The organism is Neobacillus sp. SRL179 (assembly GCF_984799095.1).
This window is the reverse complement of sequence record NZ_OZ481792.1, coordinates 1,245,883-1,261,243: the sequence shown is the minus strand read 5'-3', so window position 1 is coordinate 1,261,243 and position 15,361 is coordinate 1,245,883. Positions and strand designations below refer to the sequence as shown.

11 protein-coding genes and 1 riboswitch are annotated in these 15,361 nt (G+C 38.2%); of the genes, 2 read left to right on the top strand and 9 right to left on the bottom strand.

Going from position 1 to position 15,361, the window contains the following annotated elements; translation table 11 throughout:
• Positions 1 to 14: 14 nt before the first annotated feature.
• From fumC to AC4E8C_RS06160, 3 genes are all read right to left on the bottom strand, one after another.
• On the bottom strand, positions 15 to 1,391 hold the full coding sequence (fumC, locus tag AC4E8C_RS06170; protein WP_490211096.1) for a class II fumarate hydratase: 1,377 nt from the start codon (positions 1,389 to 1,391) through the stop codon (positions 15 to 17).
• A 367-nt stretch (positions 1,392 to 1,758) separates the two neighbouring features.
• Complete coding sequence (locus AC4E8C_RS06165) at positions 1,759 to 3,774, bottom strand: ABC transporter ATP-binding protein (RefSeq protein WP_490211094.1); 2,016 nt, start codon at positions 3,772 to 3,774, stop codon at positions 1,759 to 1,761.
• Complete coding sequence (locus AC4E8C_RS06160; protein ID WP_490211092.1) at positions 3,771 to 5,528, bottom strand: ABC transporter ATP-binding protein; 1,758 nt, start codon at positions 5,526 to 5,528, stop codon at positions 3,771 to 3,773. Before AC4E8C_RS06160 ends, AC4E8C_RS06165 begins: the two co-directional genes overlap by 4 nt.
• A 516-nt stretch (positions 5,529 to 6,044) precedes the next feature.
• Between AC4E8C_RS06160 and AC4E8C_RS06155 the strand changes: the two genes are divergently transcribed.
• The gene (locus AC4E8C_RS06155; RefSeq protein WP_490211090.1) at positions 6,045 to 6,947 is read left to right on the top strand and encodes a nuclease-related domain-containing protein; all 903 of its coding nucleotides are present in this window, start codon (positions 6,045 to 6,047) and stop codon (positions 6,945 to 6,947) included.
• 907 nt (positions 6,948 to 7,854) lie between these two features.
• Here the strand turns inward: AC4E8C_RS06155 and AC4E8C_RS06150 are convergent.
• From AC4E8C_RS06150 to thiT, 6 genes are all read right to left on the bottom strand, one after another.
• Positions 7,855 to 9,915 carry a transglycosylase domain-containing protein gene (locus tag AC4E8C_RS06150; RefSeq protein ID WP_490211088.1) on the bottom strand — a complete coding sequence of 687 codons (2,061 nt, stop codon included), beginning with the start codon at positions 9,913 to 9,915 and terminating at the stop codon, positions 7,855 to 7,857.
• Positions 9,916 to 10,044: 129 nt separating this feature from the next.
• Positions 10,045 to 10,500, bottom strand: coding sequence for a helix-turn-helix transcriptional regulator (locus AC4E8C_RS06145; protein WP_490211086.1), 456 nt, complete (start codon positions 10,498 to 10,500; stop codon positions 10,045 to 10,047).
• A 108-nt stretch (positions 10,501 to 10,608) separates the two neighbouring features.
• Positions 10,609 to 10,764 (bottom strand): FeoB-associated Cys-rich membrane protein, encoded by a 156-nt coding sequence (locus AC4E8C_RS06140; RefSeq protein ID WP_490211084.1) that lies wholly within the window; start codon positions 10,762 to 10,764, stop codon positions 10,609 to 10,611.
• A 21-nt stretch (positions 10,765 to 10,785) separates the two neighbouring features.
• Complete coding sequence (gene feoB / locus AC4E8C_RS06135) at positions 10,786 to 12,789, bottom strand: ferrous iron transport protein B (RefSeq protein ID WP_490211082.1); 2,004 nt, start codon at positions 12,787 to 12,789, stop codon at positions 10,786 to 10,788.
• Positions 12,789 to 13,013: a FeoA family protein gene (locus AC4E8C_RS06130; protein ID WP_490211080.1), complete on the bottom strand. Its 225-nt coding sequence runs from the start codon at positions 13,011 to 13,013 to the stop codon at positions 12,789 to 12,791. The genes feoB and AC4E8C_RS06130 overlap by 1 nt, the downstream gene beginning before the upstream one ends.
• 168 nt (positions 13,014 to 13,181) lie before the next feature.
• Positions 13,182 to 13,772 (bottom strand): energy-coupled thiamine transporter ThiT, encoded by a 591-nt coding sequence (gene thiT, locus AC4E8C_RS06125; RefSeq protein WP_490211078.1) that lies wholly within the window; start codon positions 13,770 to 13,772, stop codon positions 13,182 to 13,184.
• A 122-nt stretch (positions 13,773 to 13,894) separates the two neighbouring features.
• A riboswitch (TPP riboswitch) is annotated at positions 13,895 to 14,003 on the bottom strand.
• Between the two features lie 222 nt (positions 14,004 to 14,225).
• Here thiT and AC4E8C_RS06120 point away from each other — a divergent pair.
• Positions 14,226 to 15,347: a histidine kinase N-terminal domain-containing protein gene (locus AC4E8C_RS06120; protein WP_490211076.1), complete on the top strand. Its 1,122-nt coding sequence runs from the start codon at positions 14,226 to 14,228 to the stop codon at positions 15,345 to 15,347.
• Positions 15,348 to 15,361 lie beyond the last annotated feature (14 nt).

Sequence of the window (15,361 nt, the reverse complement as noted above, 5' to 3'; positions counted from 1 at the left end):
GGGGGCTTTCATTTTCATACCATTTTTTCAGGCTTGATCCATTCAGCAAATTGCTCAGCCGTTATATATCCAGTTTTTATGGCTGCTTCTTTCAAGGAACAATTTTCCTTAAAAGCCAGCTTAGCAATTTGGGCTGCTTTTTCATAACCAATATGTGGATTAAGTGCCGTGACCAACATCAATGACCGTTCTACATGGTTCCTAATTATTTCTTCATTGGCCTTAATTCCGATTGCGCAGTTGTCATTAAAAGAATGCATACCATCAGTAAGAAGACTGACAGATTGGATCAAATTATAAATGATGACTGGTTTAAAGACATTAAGCTCAAAATTCCCTTGGCTGGCAGCAAAGCCAATAGCAGCATCATTTCCAAATATCTGACACGCCACCATTGTTAACGCTTCACTTTGTGTTGGATTCACTTTTCCCGGCATGATGGAGCTTCCTGGCTCATTGGCCGGAATACTAATTTCACCAATTCCACTACGAGGTCCACTTGCCAGCCAGCGCACATCATTGGCTATCTTCATTAAATCAGCCGCTAAGGCTTTTAGTGAACCATGGACATGAACAATCTCATCATGACTGGTTAAAGCTTGAAATTTATTGGCCGAAGACCTAAATGGGTGTCCCGTTATTAATGAAAGCTGTTTAGCTGCCCTTTCTCCGAATTCAGGGTCAGCATTAATTCCCGTCCCTACGGCAGTACCGCCAATTGCTAAATCAAGCAAATACTGGCTGGATTCTTTAATCATTTTTTCATTTTTTGCAAGCATTGCCCTCCATCCACTAATCTCCTGTCCGAGTGTCAATGGTGTGGCATCCTGTAAATGGGTCCTGCCAATTTTTACGATTGTGGAAAAATCTTTCTCTTTCTCGTACAGCGTGTTTTTTAATTCCAAAATGGCGGGCAGAAGATTCTGGGTTATTTTTAAATAAGCAGCAATATGCATTGCGGTCGGAAAGGTATCATTAGAGCTCTGTGACATATTAACATCATCATTGGGATGAATGCGTTCTTCGCTTCCCAGGTCTTTTAATAAAAGGTTGGCTCGGTTAGCTATGACTTCATTGACATTCATATTTGTCTGTGTACCGCTGCCCGTTTGCCAAACCACTAATGGAAAATGCTCATCTAATCTTCCTCTATGAATATCATCACAGACTTTGATCATTGCCTTCATTTTTGCCTCACTGAGTTTACCTAATTGATGGTTTACCATGGCCGCTGCTTTTTTTATATAAGCCAAACCATAAATTAGTTCAAGTGGCATTTTCTCGATTCCAATTTTAAAATTATCCTTACTGCGCTGCGTCTGTGCTCCCCAGAACTTATCCACTGCCACTCGAACTTCACCAAGTGTGTCTCTTTCAATTCTATACTCCATAAACAACCACCTCACTATTTTCCTACTTACATAAATATATCCAATGATGACTATTTTATTATCATATTACCCTGAACTGTGATTCCCGACGCAAAAAAAAACTGCAGACATTTTGTCTGCAGCCTATGATTTAACGAGTGTATATCCGATAAAATAAGAAAGAATTAAAAAACTGCCAATTGCTAGTACAACTGAATAGTCTGACATATACATCCCACCCCATTTTATAAATTAAAAACTAAATCATTTTTAAATTATCATAATTTGCTGTACTAGCAAGTGATAAAAATTACACTTTTTAGAGAATCCCATTTTTCTTCTATAGAAAAAGAGCTGGCACTCTTTTTAAGAAGGGCCAGCTTTGATATTAACCTGCTAACTCGTTACTGCCTTGTTGAAGTTGATACATCTGATAATATTTCCCTTTATTCTCCATCAATTCGTCATGTGTTCCTTTTTCAGCAATTGTTCCCCGATCTAAAACAAGAATATGATCGGCATTTCGAACCGTGGATAAACGGTGTGCAATAATAAAGGTCGTTCTCCCTTTTTTCAAGACATCCATCGCGTTTTGAATAAGCGTTTCTGTTTCTGTGTCAATACTTGAGGTGGCCTCGTCAAGTATCAAAATGGCTGGATTAAAGGCAAGCGCACGGGCAAAGGATATTAATTGCCGCTGACCGCTTGAAAGGGTGCTTCCCTTCTCAATGACCGGTTCATCATACCCATTTTCTAAATTTCGAAACACCTTTTCAGCCCCAACATCTTTTAAGGCTTTCTCTACCATTTCCCTTGAAATTGAAGGGTCGTTGATACTCACATTTGAAGAAATGGTCCCAGTAAATAAATATGGATCTTGTAAGACAATTCCCATATGATTTCGAATCGTCTGCCGGGGAATCGTTGCAATATCCTTTCCATCGATTGTAATTTTACCTTTTTGACAATCATAAAACCTAAAAAGCAAATTCATGATGGAACTCTTACCAGAGCCGGTGTGACCCACCAATGCAATGGTTTCTCCCTGACTTGCCTCAAAGTCAATATCTTTTAGAACGTATTCTCCATCCTTATATCCAAAAGAAACATGTTCAAAGCGGACATTCCCTTGAAAGCGAGTGGTCCGCTCCATACTAACATCTTCCCCTCGCTCATCCATCAGTTTAAATACTCGTTCACCAGCAACGAGAGCTTGCTCCAAATTCGCTAACTGATTAACAATCCCCTGAACTGGCTGAAAGAGACGGTTAATATAATCCACAATCGCATAGAGCATCCCTAATGAAATGATGGTATTGGAATTCAATGCCTGACCGCCAAAATACCAAATAAAGGCTACAAAAATAAGATTTCGCAATACTCCCACCAAATTATGCGACGTAAGTGCATTTAAACTTAACAATTTATTTTGATACGTAAAATGTTGAGTGTTTAGTTCTTCAAAATCTTCTGTTGTTTCTCTTTCACGACTGAATGCTTGAATAATACTCATACCCTGAATGGATTCATTGATCATGGCATTAATATCACTGTTCCTTGAACGGATGATGCGATTATATTTAGACGCATACTTTCGATATAGTAACATCCAGGCATATAGAATCGGAAGCAGCAATATACACATGGCGGCAAGCTTGGCATTCAAAATAAACAAGGCTATATAAATCCCAGTGATGTAAATGGCACTTGTGAAGAAAGTGGCTAAAACAGTGACATATAATTCACGGATCGCTTCTGTGTCATTGGTAATTCTTGCTACTACTTTTCCAGCAGGCAAATTATCGAAGTAGCTGATTGGAAGTCGTTGCAGCTGCCCATAAACATCTTCTCGCATCTTTTGAATAATGCGGTTGGCTGACTTCTGTAATAAAAAGCGTTCTCCGTATTGAAAAATAGCGGAAACTACCATGAGCCCTAAGTAGAGAAACAATAATTGAAATATTATGGGAATCTCAGGTTGATAAAAAAGGAACAGTTCAGACGTTTGAAGGACCTTTGCAGGATATTGTGCGTGTCGGTCTCCAGTGCTAACGGTAAGTGTATCTTTTTTTAACCCCCTCTTCCCATCAAATTCTAGCTTTTCGTCAATAAGAACAAACTTGGAACCAACCTGCAAAATCTGTATCGCTTTTCCCTTTTCTTGATTGTTGAAAAAATATGCTTCCTGTTTATAAAATTTATCATGATATCTTACAGCTTTATTTTCACTAGCTGTTTCATACCAAACCGATTCAATCCCTAAAATATGTTGATCAATGATATTTTTAGCTATAAAAGGTCCTGCTAGATCTGTTACAACAGAAATGGTCAGCATGACTAATGCCGTTAAAATGATTTTTTTATATGCTAACGCATATCGAGTTAATCTTTTTCCTGTAGTCATACTGACACCTCCTCCTCAACTTTTCCCGCAATTTGTTGACGGATAAATTGTTCATGATACCATCCCTTACATTCGAGAAGCTGCTCATGTGTCCCTTCCTCCACAATGCCCCCTTCTTCTAGGACGATAATGTGGTTAGCATGCTGGACAGCAGACATACGGTGTGTAGTAATGATCGTTGTCTTGTCTTTTCTCACCCTGCGAATATTATCGATAATCTTCTTTTCTGTTTTAGCATCTACCGCTGATAAGGAATCATCAAGAATAAGTAGTTCCGGGTCTTTAATTAAGGCACGCGCAATGGAAATGCGTTGCTTTTGCCCGCCTGACAGGGCTACACCCTTTTCCCCTACAAGTGTATTCAGACCTTCCGGCAGCATTTCGAGATCTTTCCGAAAGGCGGCCAACTCAATTGCTGTCTCTAACTCTTGATCACTCGCATCTTTCTTGCCAAAAAGAATATTATCTTTCACACTCCTAGAGAAGAGCACATGATCTTGTGGTACATACCCTATCCAGCTTCGGACTTGATTTATCGCTTGCTTCTCCAACGAAACCCCAGAAATGAAAATATCCCCCGCCCCCAGCGGATATTGTCTTAATAACTGCTTTATAAACGTTGTTTTTCCACTCCCCGTTTTACCAACGATTCCAAGTGTCTGCCCCTGTATCAAATGAACATTAACCTCTTGCAGGTTGTCATTCTTTGAAGAAGGATAACGGAAGGTGACCTGTTGATAATCAATTCTGTCAACAGCTGCTATTTTCACTGGAATGGAGGGATTGTCAACTTCCTGCTTGTAATTGATAGTTTCATTCACACGATCTAACGAGGCATTTCCCCGCTGCATGATATTGATTAACTCTCCAATCGCAAACATTGGCCAAATCAACATCCCTAAATAGACATTGAAGGAGACGAGATCACCTAAAGTAATCGTTTGGTGAAAAACTAAATAGGCACCATATCCAAGTCCTATTAAATAACTAATACCAACCAGTACCTTAATAGTTGGATCGAATAAGGCATCGATTTTTGCTACGTTAATGTTTTTATGGTAAACATCTTCTGTTAATTGATGAAACCGATCATGATCAGCTTTTTCTTGGACAAATGCGCGAATCACCCGAACACCCGCTACAGACTCAAGGACCCGGTCGTTCAATTCACCAAAGGCATCCTGTGCTTCCATAAAACGTGCATGGATTCTTTTTCCATATATTTTCATCATAATCGCCATAACCGGGAGAGGAATAATTGCAGCGATGGTAAGCTTCCAACTAATGAAAACTCCCATTGTCATCAGCAATGTCAACATCCAGACACTTGAATCAACAAGCGTCAGGATTCCAAAACCAGCTGTAGTAGAAATGGCTTTTAAATCATTCGTCGCGCGAGCCATTAAGTCTCCTGTCCGATTTTTCTCATAAAATCCCGGTGTCATTTTTAATAAATGCTGCATAAATCGGGATCTAAGTTTTCTTTCCACTAGGAAGGCACCGCCGTGTAATTGATACATCCAAATATAGGTGATTCCGTATGACAAGACCATAATGAATAAAAGAATCCCTAAATATTGAATAAGTTTCTCATTATTAATAACACCAACATGAATATCATCGATAGCCATTCCTATTAATTTGGGCGGCAGTACATCCAATAGCCCCACTATAATTAACAAGGTTATCGAGACGCAATATCTCTTCCAATTTTCCTTAAAAAACCAACTTAATTTTTTTAACACGGTAAACATAACTGTCACTCCCCCTTGTGTTTAACTAACCACTTTCAGTCTCCCCTACTGTTTTTGCCAGGCGTACCTCTCTAATTTTTAACATCTAACCTTCCTCCTCATCTTCATATTTATAAAAAAAAGAGACATGCCGCAACAAGTGTGCAGCATGCCTCTTTTAAAAAAAGGGACAAAAAAAACACATGGTACGTTCTTAGAAGCCGTAACCAGTGTTTTCGCATCGTTCATTCAGAATAAAAATTTAGAAAAAAACAACTCGAGGACAGGCTACTCTCAGATTTTCAGTTAATAAAAAATTTCTATTCAAAACAATCATCTCGTAACCCTCCCTTTCCTTATTTTTCTTACTTTGTTAGATTATCACTAGATATTTTAAAAGTCAATTCCCATTTTTCAGAATTGTTTAGAAGTTAAATGTCAATAATTGGACATAAACTCTTTTCATCTTATCGACCTCTTTATTTACAATAAAATTAGATGTGGCTTTAGGTTCATCTAATAAAAAGGAGGTGCTTTATGGCATATAAGTCTCGAACAGAACGGGAAGAATTAACCATTTTAAGAAGCTTAAATGCACGGATGAAATTAACCAAAGAAGACAAAATGAATTATTTGAGATTAAAAAAAGGCTATGAAGGAGAAGTGATATTTGACTCTTTAACCGAGAAACTCTCCTGTGATTGCTACATCATAAATGACTTGCTGCTTGAATTGAATGGAGCAAAATTTCAAATTGACACATTAATTATTCAAAACACCCTATACCTTATTGATGTTAAAAATCATGAAGGCGATTATGTTTATGAAAATGGGGATTTTCAATTAAAAAATGAAAAGTTACTTAATAATCCCCTTGTTCAATTAAAACGATGTGATTCCTTATTCCGCCAATTGCTCCAAAAATATGGCCTCAAATTACAGGTTGAAGCGTCTTTGGTATTTATCAACCCTACATTCACCCTTTATCAGGCACCCCAAAATGAGCCTATTATTTATCCCACACAATTAAACAGATTCATTTCAAAGTTAGATCTGTTAACTGGAAAGCTAAATGAAAGGCACAAAAATCTGGCTGAGTTATTAGTCTCGTTACACAAAAAGGAATCTCCATACTCACGGGTACCCCCATATCATTATGAAAAGTTGAAAAAGGGATTGATTTGTTCTTCGTGCCAATCGTTTTCGGTTACGGTGAAAGGTAGAAAATTGATATGTACCAATTGTGACTGTGTAGAGAATCTTGATACTGCCTTACTGCGAAGTGTTAGGGAACTGACACTACTTTTTCCAGATTTGAAATTAACGACTGCGCTGGTTGAGGAATGGTGCGGAGGAATTGGATCACAAAAAATGATGGGTAGAATTCTTAGGAAAGAATACAAAAAAGTTAGTTCAGTTAGATGGTCATATTACGAATAATAAATATATGTCTTTTGGATATTTTTAGACGGCCCGGACGCTTAGGAAATTTCTATGTACCGAGCGGTCTCTTTTTTTCTCTGCTTGGGCGATTATAGGTACTCTATCCTACCGTTGCTGATCTTCTTTTGTTTGCTCGGTCGATTAGAAGTACTCTATCCTACCGTGGTGCATCTTCTTTTCTCCGTCCGGTCGCTTAGAGGTACTCTATCCTACCGTGGTGCATCTTCTTTTCTCCGTCCGGGCGCTTAGAAGTACTCTATCCTACCGTGGTGCATTTTCTTTTCTCCGTCCGGTCGATTAGAAGCACTCTATCCTACCGCGGCGCATCTTCTATTCTCCGTCCGGTCGATTAGAGGTACTCTATCCTACCGTGGTGCATCTTCTTTTCTCCGTCCGGGCGATTAGAGGTACTCTATCCTACCGTGGTGCATCTTCTTTTCTCCGTCCGGACGCTTAGAAGTACTCTATCCTACCGTGGTGCATTTTCTTTTCTCCGTCCGGTCGATTAGAAGCACTCTATCCTACCGCGGCGCATCTTCTTTTCTCCGTCCGGTCGATTAGAGGTACTCTATCCTACCGTGGTGCATCTTCTTTTCTCCGTCCGGGCGCTTAGAAGTACTCTATCAACCGAAACGGCTCTTCTTTTCTCCGTTCGGGCGCTTAGAAGTACTCTATCCTACCGAAACGACTCTTCTTTTCTCCGTCCGGTCGATTAGAAGCACCCTATCCTACCGAAACGGCTCTTCTTTTCTCCGTCCGGTCGATTAGAGGTACTCTATCCTACCAAAATACTTCTTCTTTTCTCCAATCGGTCGAATAAAGATTAGTATCCCTCTATTCCACTAGTACCTTCCTCTCAAAATGAGAATGAAAAGAAGACACTGGTCCACAGTGCCTTCTTTAATCAATGGTCTTTCTCTTTCCCTTTCCCTTTTCCTTTATCCTTCCCCTTTTTATTCCATTTCTCTTTTTGCTTGTTCCATTTATCTTCCCACTTTTGAAGCTCATTGTTAAATTTGTCTTGTACACTATTTCGATTCTTTTCTTCCTCTTCTTTTTTCCTTTGTTCAATCAACGCTGCAATATGAGGCACACCAAATTCCTGTGTTGGAGCGTTTTGTAATGCTTCCTTCATTACCTCACGAAATATTACAGCAGAACCAGTCCCATTCAAAGGGGTAATATAATGGTCTGCATCCGTTTTGTCGTATCCTACCCAGATCGCCCCCACTAATTGTGGTGTATAACCGACAAACCATTGATCCTTTAATCCATTGATTCCCTTGATTGGAACCTGTGTAGAACCGGTCTTTCCTGCAGTTTCCCTGCCCGGTATTTGCGCCGCAGTACCTGTCCCATGCTCCACAACACCGAGTAACATGGTTGTCATATTATCAGTTACCGCTTTTGTAGTGACCCGTTCTTTTTGGACTTTTCCCTCTGCCACTACCAATCCACTTGCATCCACAATTTTTTTGATGACATGGGCTTGCATTCTAACACCGTGATTAGGAAACACGGAAAAGGCTTCAGCCATCTCTAATGGTGAGACGCCTTTATGCAATCCCCCCAGTGCCATTGGTAAATTGCGATCCTCTTTATCTAATGAAATTCCAAAGCGCTTAACCGAGTCGATCCCTTTTTCAATCCCTAACTGATTTAAAAGCCAAACAGCAGAGACATTTTTGGATTCCTTGACTGCCTCATACATTGGTACTTCGCCGGCATATTGATGGTCATAATTACTTGGTTGATACGTTCCAAAATTCAAAGGTTCATCTTTTAACATATCAGTAATTTTCCAGCCTTCTTCAAGCGCTGGAGTATAAACGGCAAGTGGTTTAAAGGATGAACCTGGCTGAGCTGTTAATTGTGAAGCGCGATTATACCCTCTAAAGGTATGCTCTCCCCTGCCGCCTACAATGGCCCTAACCCCGCCAGTTTTGGGATCAACTAAGACCCCGCCACTTTGAACAAGAGGGTCACTTCCATTAGGAAATAAGGCAGTCTTTTGATAAGTGTTCTCCATTGCTGTTTGCATAGCCGGATCAAGTTCGGTATAAATTTGGTAGCCGCCTGTTAATAATTCATCCTGTGAAAGACCGTATTGATGGATAGCCTCATCTAAAACTTGGTCAACATAATAAGGAAATTTCCCACGAAAAGGATCCCCGCCTTTATCATCCAAGACGACCTTTTCGTTGACTGCCTTTTCATACTCCTGACTTGAAATATACCCTTGATTCTTCATTTGTACGAGAACAACATCACGCCTTTCAGTTGCCTTTTCCATATGGTTATAGGGATTAAGAGCAGATGGCGCCTTGATTAGCCCTGCTAGTAATGCCGATTCACTTATCGATAAGTCTTGAACCTCCTTTGCAAAATATTTGCTTGCGGCCTGCTTAATACCATAAGCACCATTACCGAAATATATTTGGTTCAAATACATTTGTAGAATCTCTTGTTTTGAATATTCCCTTTCAACCGCAATTGCCAGAAATACTTCCTGTAATTTTCTTTTAAAGGTTTTTTCTGAGGTCAGAATTGTATTTTTCGTTAATTGCTGTGTAATCGTGCTGCCACCCTCGACCATCCCGCCTGCCTTTAAATCACGAAACAATGCTCTTGACGTTCCGATCAAATCAACTCCATTATGTCGGTAAAACCGGTGATCCTCAATGGCTATGACTGCATTTTTCATTGAATCTGGAACTTCCTTGATTGGAACACCTTCATTTTTATTAGCAGAGACCTTACTAGCCACTTTCCCATTTACATCATAAAAAACGGTAGGTTGTGGAAGTTCATTCTTCAACTCTGATATGTCGGCATCCTTAGAAAAATAAGAAATAAGTCCGAAAAAGGTTAGAATTATAATTAACCCAAATAATACGATTGCTTGAAGCAAGTGCCATTTTTTTAATTTCTTAAAAATGTCACTAATTTTTTCTCTTACTTTCACTTCGATGACATCCTTTATCTGTAATCTCTTTAACAGGTATACTTTTCGATAAAATTGGCGTTTTTATGACGGTTTCGAAATACAAAAGAAAAAGATGGGGTGTTACCTCCATCTTTTAGTTTGTTATTTTCATTCTATTGTAGTTAATTCTTTAAAGCGTTGTTTTGAATGCTTTTCATCAAAACTGCTAAAAATCCTGTAATGTCTTTCATCTAATATCCGAAAATGTTTACTAAGAATATTCTGTTGGAGAATGAATCCACCTTTTTTTGATACGACTCTCCACCAAATTTTCCCGCCGAGCGTTTTTGATTTTCGGAGATCAATCCCGTCTAGGGCGACTGTCTCGAGGACCTCAAGCGGCTCGTTTCCAAATAAAAATTGGACTGTTTCCGTCTCTCGAAAAAGAGCACAAATCGAAACAACCGTCGACCAGTTTGCTAATACTCTGCCTTTTTCTATTTGTACCAATGTCTTTTTTGATACACCGATAATATCGGCCATTTTATCCTGTGTATACCCTGCTTCGGCTCGTATTAGACGAAGCTTCTCAGAAACCTGCATGATTATTTCATCCCTGGTCACGTTAAGCCCTTCCTTCAATGATATCTAGTGTAATTTTACACTAACATATCTTATCATTCAAATTATATAAAAAAACTGTTAAGTCCTCCTTAACAGTTTTCTAAGTCATTATTTCAGTTCTGGGGGGATGCCGCACTGGCTGGAGCATGAATTTTTCAAATCACACGCAGCACATTTTCCTTTTTTGGATTTATTTATAAACTTTACTAATGCCCAAGTCGCGTATCCAAAAATAGCAATACCAATAACCACACTGGCAATCATGTACTTCACCTCTTCGTTTAATTAGACCAATCCAAACAGCTTACCGCCTTGATAGATAATCAAGGATAATACATAGGCAATGACAAATGCGTATATCATCGAAAATGCCGTCCATTTTCTTGAGCCCGTTTCCTTGTAAATGGTTGCTGTTGTTGCTAGACACGGAATATATAAAAGGATAAATACCATAAAACTATAGGCCGCAAGCGGTGTATAATAATTTGCCAATAATCCCTGCAAGCTTGCATCATTAGGTACAAAATAAATAATGTTCATCGTTGAGATAATAGCTTCTTTCGCAAGGAAGCCGGTAATTAATGAGGCAGATGCCTGCCACGTACCAAAACCGATTGGCTCAAATATTGGAGCGATCACATTCCCAATCGCTGCTAAATAGCTATGATCCATGTCGACTTTTAATCCACCAGGGCCTGCATAAGATAACAGCCAGATAAAAACGGAACCAGCAAAAATAAATGTTCCTGCCTTTCTTACAAAACCTTTCCCTTTATCCCAAGTGCTTCTCCATAAGGATTGGAATTGGGGAAGCCGGTAAGGTGGAAGTTCAATAACAAATAATGAGGTTTCCGATTTAAGAATTGTCTTAGAAAAGATTTTTGCTAAAGTCAATGCAACAACAATCCCAAGAACGTACAGACTCAGAACGACAAACGCTTTTTGCCCAACAAAAAATGCTCCAACAAATAAAGCATAAACAGGCAAGCGAGCTGAACAAGACATCAATGGTGTGAGAAGAATGGTTAAAAGTCTCTCCCTTGGAGTTTCAATCGTTCTAGCGGCCATGATGCCAGGGACATTACAGCCAAAGCCAATCATCATGGGAATAAAAGCCTTACCATTTAATCCAACTGACTCCATAATTCGGTCCATTACAAGAGCAACTCTAGCCATATAACCGGAATCTTCCAACAATGAGATAAAGAAGAAAAGAATAAAGATTTGCGGAACGAAAACAAGGACACCGCCAACCCCTGCTACTAGCCCTTCAATTATGAGGGCATGAATAAATTCAGATGCATGGATGGCAGCTAATATCTTTTCAAATCCAAGAGTGACGGGACCTGTTAACAAAGCATTTAAAGCATCTGATAAGGGCGTACCCAGCCAATCAAAAGTTAACATGAACATCATATACATAAGTAACAAAAAAATCGGCATCCCAAGAAATCGATTAGTGACAATACTGTCAATTTTTTCAGTGAGTGGTATAACCGAATCACTTTTCCGTGCCACTTCCGCTACAATTTTTTCGATAACTTCTTTTCTTTTTAAGTAGATATAATTGGCTAGTGATTTATTTTCAAATTGTACTTGTAATCTAGTTTCTACTTTTTCAACTATTTTCGTTATTTCTTGAATACTTGCAATACCGTTTACATAGTTTCGAACATATTCATTTCCTTCAAGATATTGAATGGCAAGAAAGCGAAGTGAATGACTGGTTTTACCAACCATTTCTCCCATTAATGCTGTAATTGCCTCTTCTACCTCCTTACCGTAGTATACAAGGTTCTTTTTCAAAGGTTGAATAGATTTTGTAGAAATAACATCAACAAGCTTGTCACAGCCTTTTCCACTTCTTGCTACGACAGGTACAACAGGAACGCCAAGTATTTTTGCAAGCTTTGGAGCATCTATTTGAATCCCGCGTTTATTAGCCACATCAATCATATTAAGGCCAATAAGTGCCGGTTTCTCAAACTCAAGTAGTTGCAGTGTCAGGTGTAAATTCCGTTCTAATTGCGATGCATCTAATATATTTAACAAGCGATCAACAGATTCATTCAAAAAGAAAGAAGTAACAACACCTTCATCTTTTGATAATGGATTTAATGTATATACGCCAGGCAAATCTATTAATTGGCCGATATTGTTCTTAAATATACCAACCTTCTTTTCAACTGTTACACCGCTCCAGTTACCAACATACTCGTAGGAACCTGTTAAGTTATTAAACAATGAAGTTTTCCCAGTATTCGGGTTTCCAATTAGAGCGATCTCCATTATAATCTCACCACTTCAATTTGTACGGCTTCTTTGCGGCGAATTCCCACACATTGGCCACATGACTCAATCATAATAGGACCGCCAAAGGGCATAACACATTTCACGCAAACTTCAGAGCCTTCTGTAATCCCTAAGTCAAGCAATCGTCTTTGTACGAGGTGACCAACATGAGAAATATCTATGATTTTCCCTTTATCTCCTGCTTTTAAAGAACCAAACATGTATATCACCCTATCTATGTTAATTGAGAATGATTATCTTTCTAATTTGTATTTTAACATTTTTTTGAGTGAATACACATAATAAATTTGACAATTGTTCGAAAAATTTACTTGCAGCTCCTGTCCACAAAAAAAGGAAAGGATTAAAAACCTTCCCTTCCCCACACATTAACTATTTTGTTGTACCATCATTTTTTTTGGTAATGCGCTAATAACAAGAATAATAATGATGGCACTAATGATAAAACTTGGAAGCATATAGGTACCATTATATAGAATCGAATAAATAGCTACTGGCTGGCCTTTTGGTGCATACTCTCCAAAGAAAACTATTCCGGAATAGACATGGCAGAGATATCTAAGCGCACTTCCTAAAAAGGCGCCCGCCAAGACATAGGCCATCCATTTGCTTTTTTTGTGATCGATAATCGCCTTTTTTACCTGTGCGGTAAAAACGCCAGCTAACCCAACAACCGTAAAGGCAATAAAATAATCAATGATTCCTTGTATAATTGTATAAATCTGTGAAAAGCCAAGAATAAACTGGAGTAATCCTAGTAAAAAACCAGTTAAAAGTCCGCCCTTTATCCCCCAGCGAAAAGCCATCAAGAAAATAGGTACCATGGCAATTGAAATAGAACCGCCCTGCGGCCAAATTTTTAAAGATAATAATCCGCCAACAAAATCCAATAAATAAGCAAGTGCAGTAAATACGGCAACCTCCGCAATAAATAATGTGTTACTCCTTTTTTGATTCATCAACGTCTCCCCCTATTGTATATTGGACCCGTTTGATATCTTCCTATTAACCATATGGTGCCATCCATTAAAGAGAAAAACAAAAAAGCAATGCACGACGATGAGGATTGTCTGCATTGCTTAATATCGGCAAACCACATCCCTACGCTAGCGTTAACTAACAGGTTCATAGGGTCAGAACTCCAACGTTCACTCTCAGCCGCTTTAAAAGCAGCTCCCCCTGTGGAAGTATTCAATTGTTCCATAAAAAATATACTATTGTTTTTACTATTTTACAAGAAAATTACCTCTCCCTTTCATATTTATATCTTCATTTCTACCTTTAAAAAACATAAAATTTAATCATGAAATGTTGGGAAAATTATTTTATTTTATTTTATAAAGGATTTTTACTTTCCTAAGCGAATTTACAATGTAGTCAGTTTTGTGAATAGCAGTGGAGGGGGGACCGTCATGTTTACGGGGGAACAAACGGAACTAATTGCTTTTTTTGAACATAATAAAGAGAATTTGTTAAAAGAATGGGAAGATGCCATCATGATTAATTGTGGAGATCCCTTCAAAATGAACATACGTGAAAATGGGCAAGCTCTTTTGGATGTAATTCTTGCCACGCATAAACTATCTAGACAAGATCTGTTAACGATTCTTGAAAGGATTGCCATAAGTGTTTCTGAAGAAAGGGTTATGGCTGAAATTAACCTTGGTGATTTCGTCTATAATGTCAACCTTGGCAGAACAATTTTATACAGCTATTTGAGTAAAACAGGAATTTCTTGGACAGAAATGCAGGATTCAATCAATTTGATTAACTTTTGTTTTGATAAATTTCTCTATTTTGCTGTGTCCCATTATTCAGAAGCGAAAAATAAAATTATTGAAGAAAAGACGATGGTCATAGACTCTACACATCAAGATCGGTTAACACTACTTGGCCAGATGACATCCAGTTTTATTCATGAATTCAGAAATCCACTGACATCTGTTCAAGGATTTATTCAATTACTTAAAGCTGATTATCCCAATATGAGATATTTAGATATTATTTCAAGTGAATTAGACCAGCTTAATTTTAGAATTTCACAGTTTTTATTATTATCAAAAAAAGAACTAATTGGTAAAGAAAAGATTCACTTCCAAGTCAATCAGTTGATTGATGAAGTATTAAACTTCCTATATCCAAGTATTCTTGACGGTAAAGTAAAAATAATACGAAAATTAATGGAAGATTTTACTTTGAATGGGTATGCAGATGAAATTAGGCAGGTATTAATCAATATAATCTTTAATGCAATTGATGTTCTAAACCATCACGAGGTGGAAACTCCCACTATTGAAATTAGCAGCAGCCTTGAAAAGAACAACTATCTTAAAATAACCATTTCCAATAATGGCCCAGTTATTCCTACAGAATTACGTGAAACCATATTCGAACCCTTTTTTACTACTAAAAAACTTGGAACAGGTTTAGGACTGTTTGTCTGTAAAGAAATTATTGAAAAACATAAAGGAACATTAACCTGTGATTCATCCCTTGATAAAACTACTTTTACTATTTTCCTGCCCATTGTATAGGGGCGACAAAAAAA

Excerpts from the sequence above, each read along its gene's own strand:
- fumC (WP_490211096.1), bottom strand. The coding sequence starts at position 1,391 with ATGGAGTATAGAATTGAAAGAGACACACTTGGTGAAGTTCGAGTGGCA.
- AC4E8C_RS06165 (WP_490211094.1), bottom strand. The coding sequence starts at position 3,774 with ATGACTACAGGAAAAAGATTAACTCGATATGCGTTAGCATATAAAAAA.
- AC4E8C_RS06160 (WP_490211092.1), bottom strand. The coding sequence starts at position 5,528 with ATGTTTACCGTGTTAAAAAAATTAAGTTGGTTTTTTAAGGAAAATTGG.
- AC4E8C_RS06155 (WP_490211090.1), top strand. The coding sequence starts at position 6,045 with ATGGCATATAAGTCTCGAACAGAACGGGAAGAATTAACCATTTTAAGA.
- AC4E8C_RS06140 (WP_490211084.1), bottom strand. The coding sequence starts at position 10,764 with ATGATTGCCAGTGTGGTTATTGGTATTGCTATTTTTGGATACGCGACT.
- feoB (WP_490211082.1), bottom strand. The coding sequence starts at position 12,789 with ATGGAGATCGCTCTAATTGGAAACCCGAATACTGGGAAAACTTCATTG.
- AC4E8C_RS06130 (WP_490211080.1), bottom strand. The coding sequence starts at position 13,013 with ATGTTTGGTTCTTTAAAAGCAGGAGATAAAGGGAAAATCATAGATATT.
- thiT (WP_490211078.1), bottom strand. The coding sequence starts at position 13,772 with ATGAATCAAAAAAGGAGTAACACATTATTTATTGCGGAGGTTGCCGTA.
- AC4E8C_RS06120 (WP_490211076.1), top strand. The coding sequence starts at position 14,226 with ATGTTTACGGGGGAACAAACGGAACTAATTGCTTTTTTTGAACATAAT.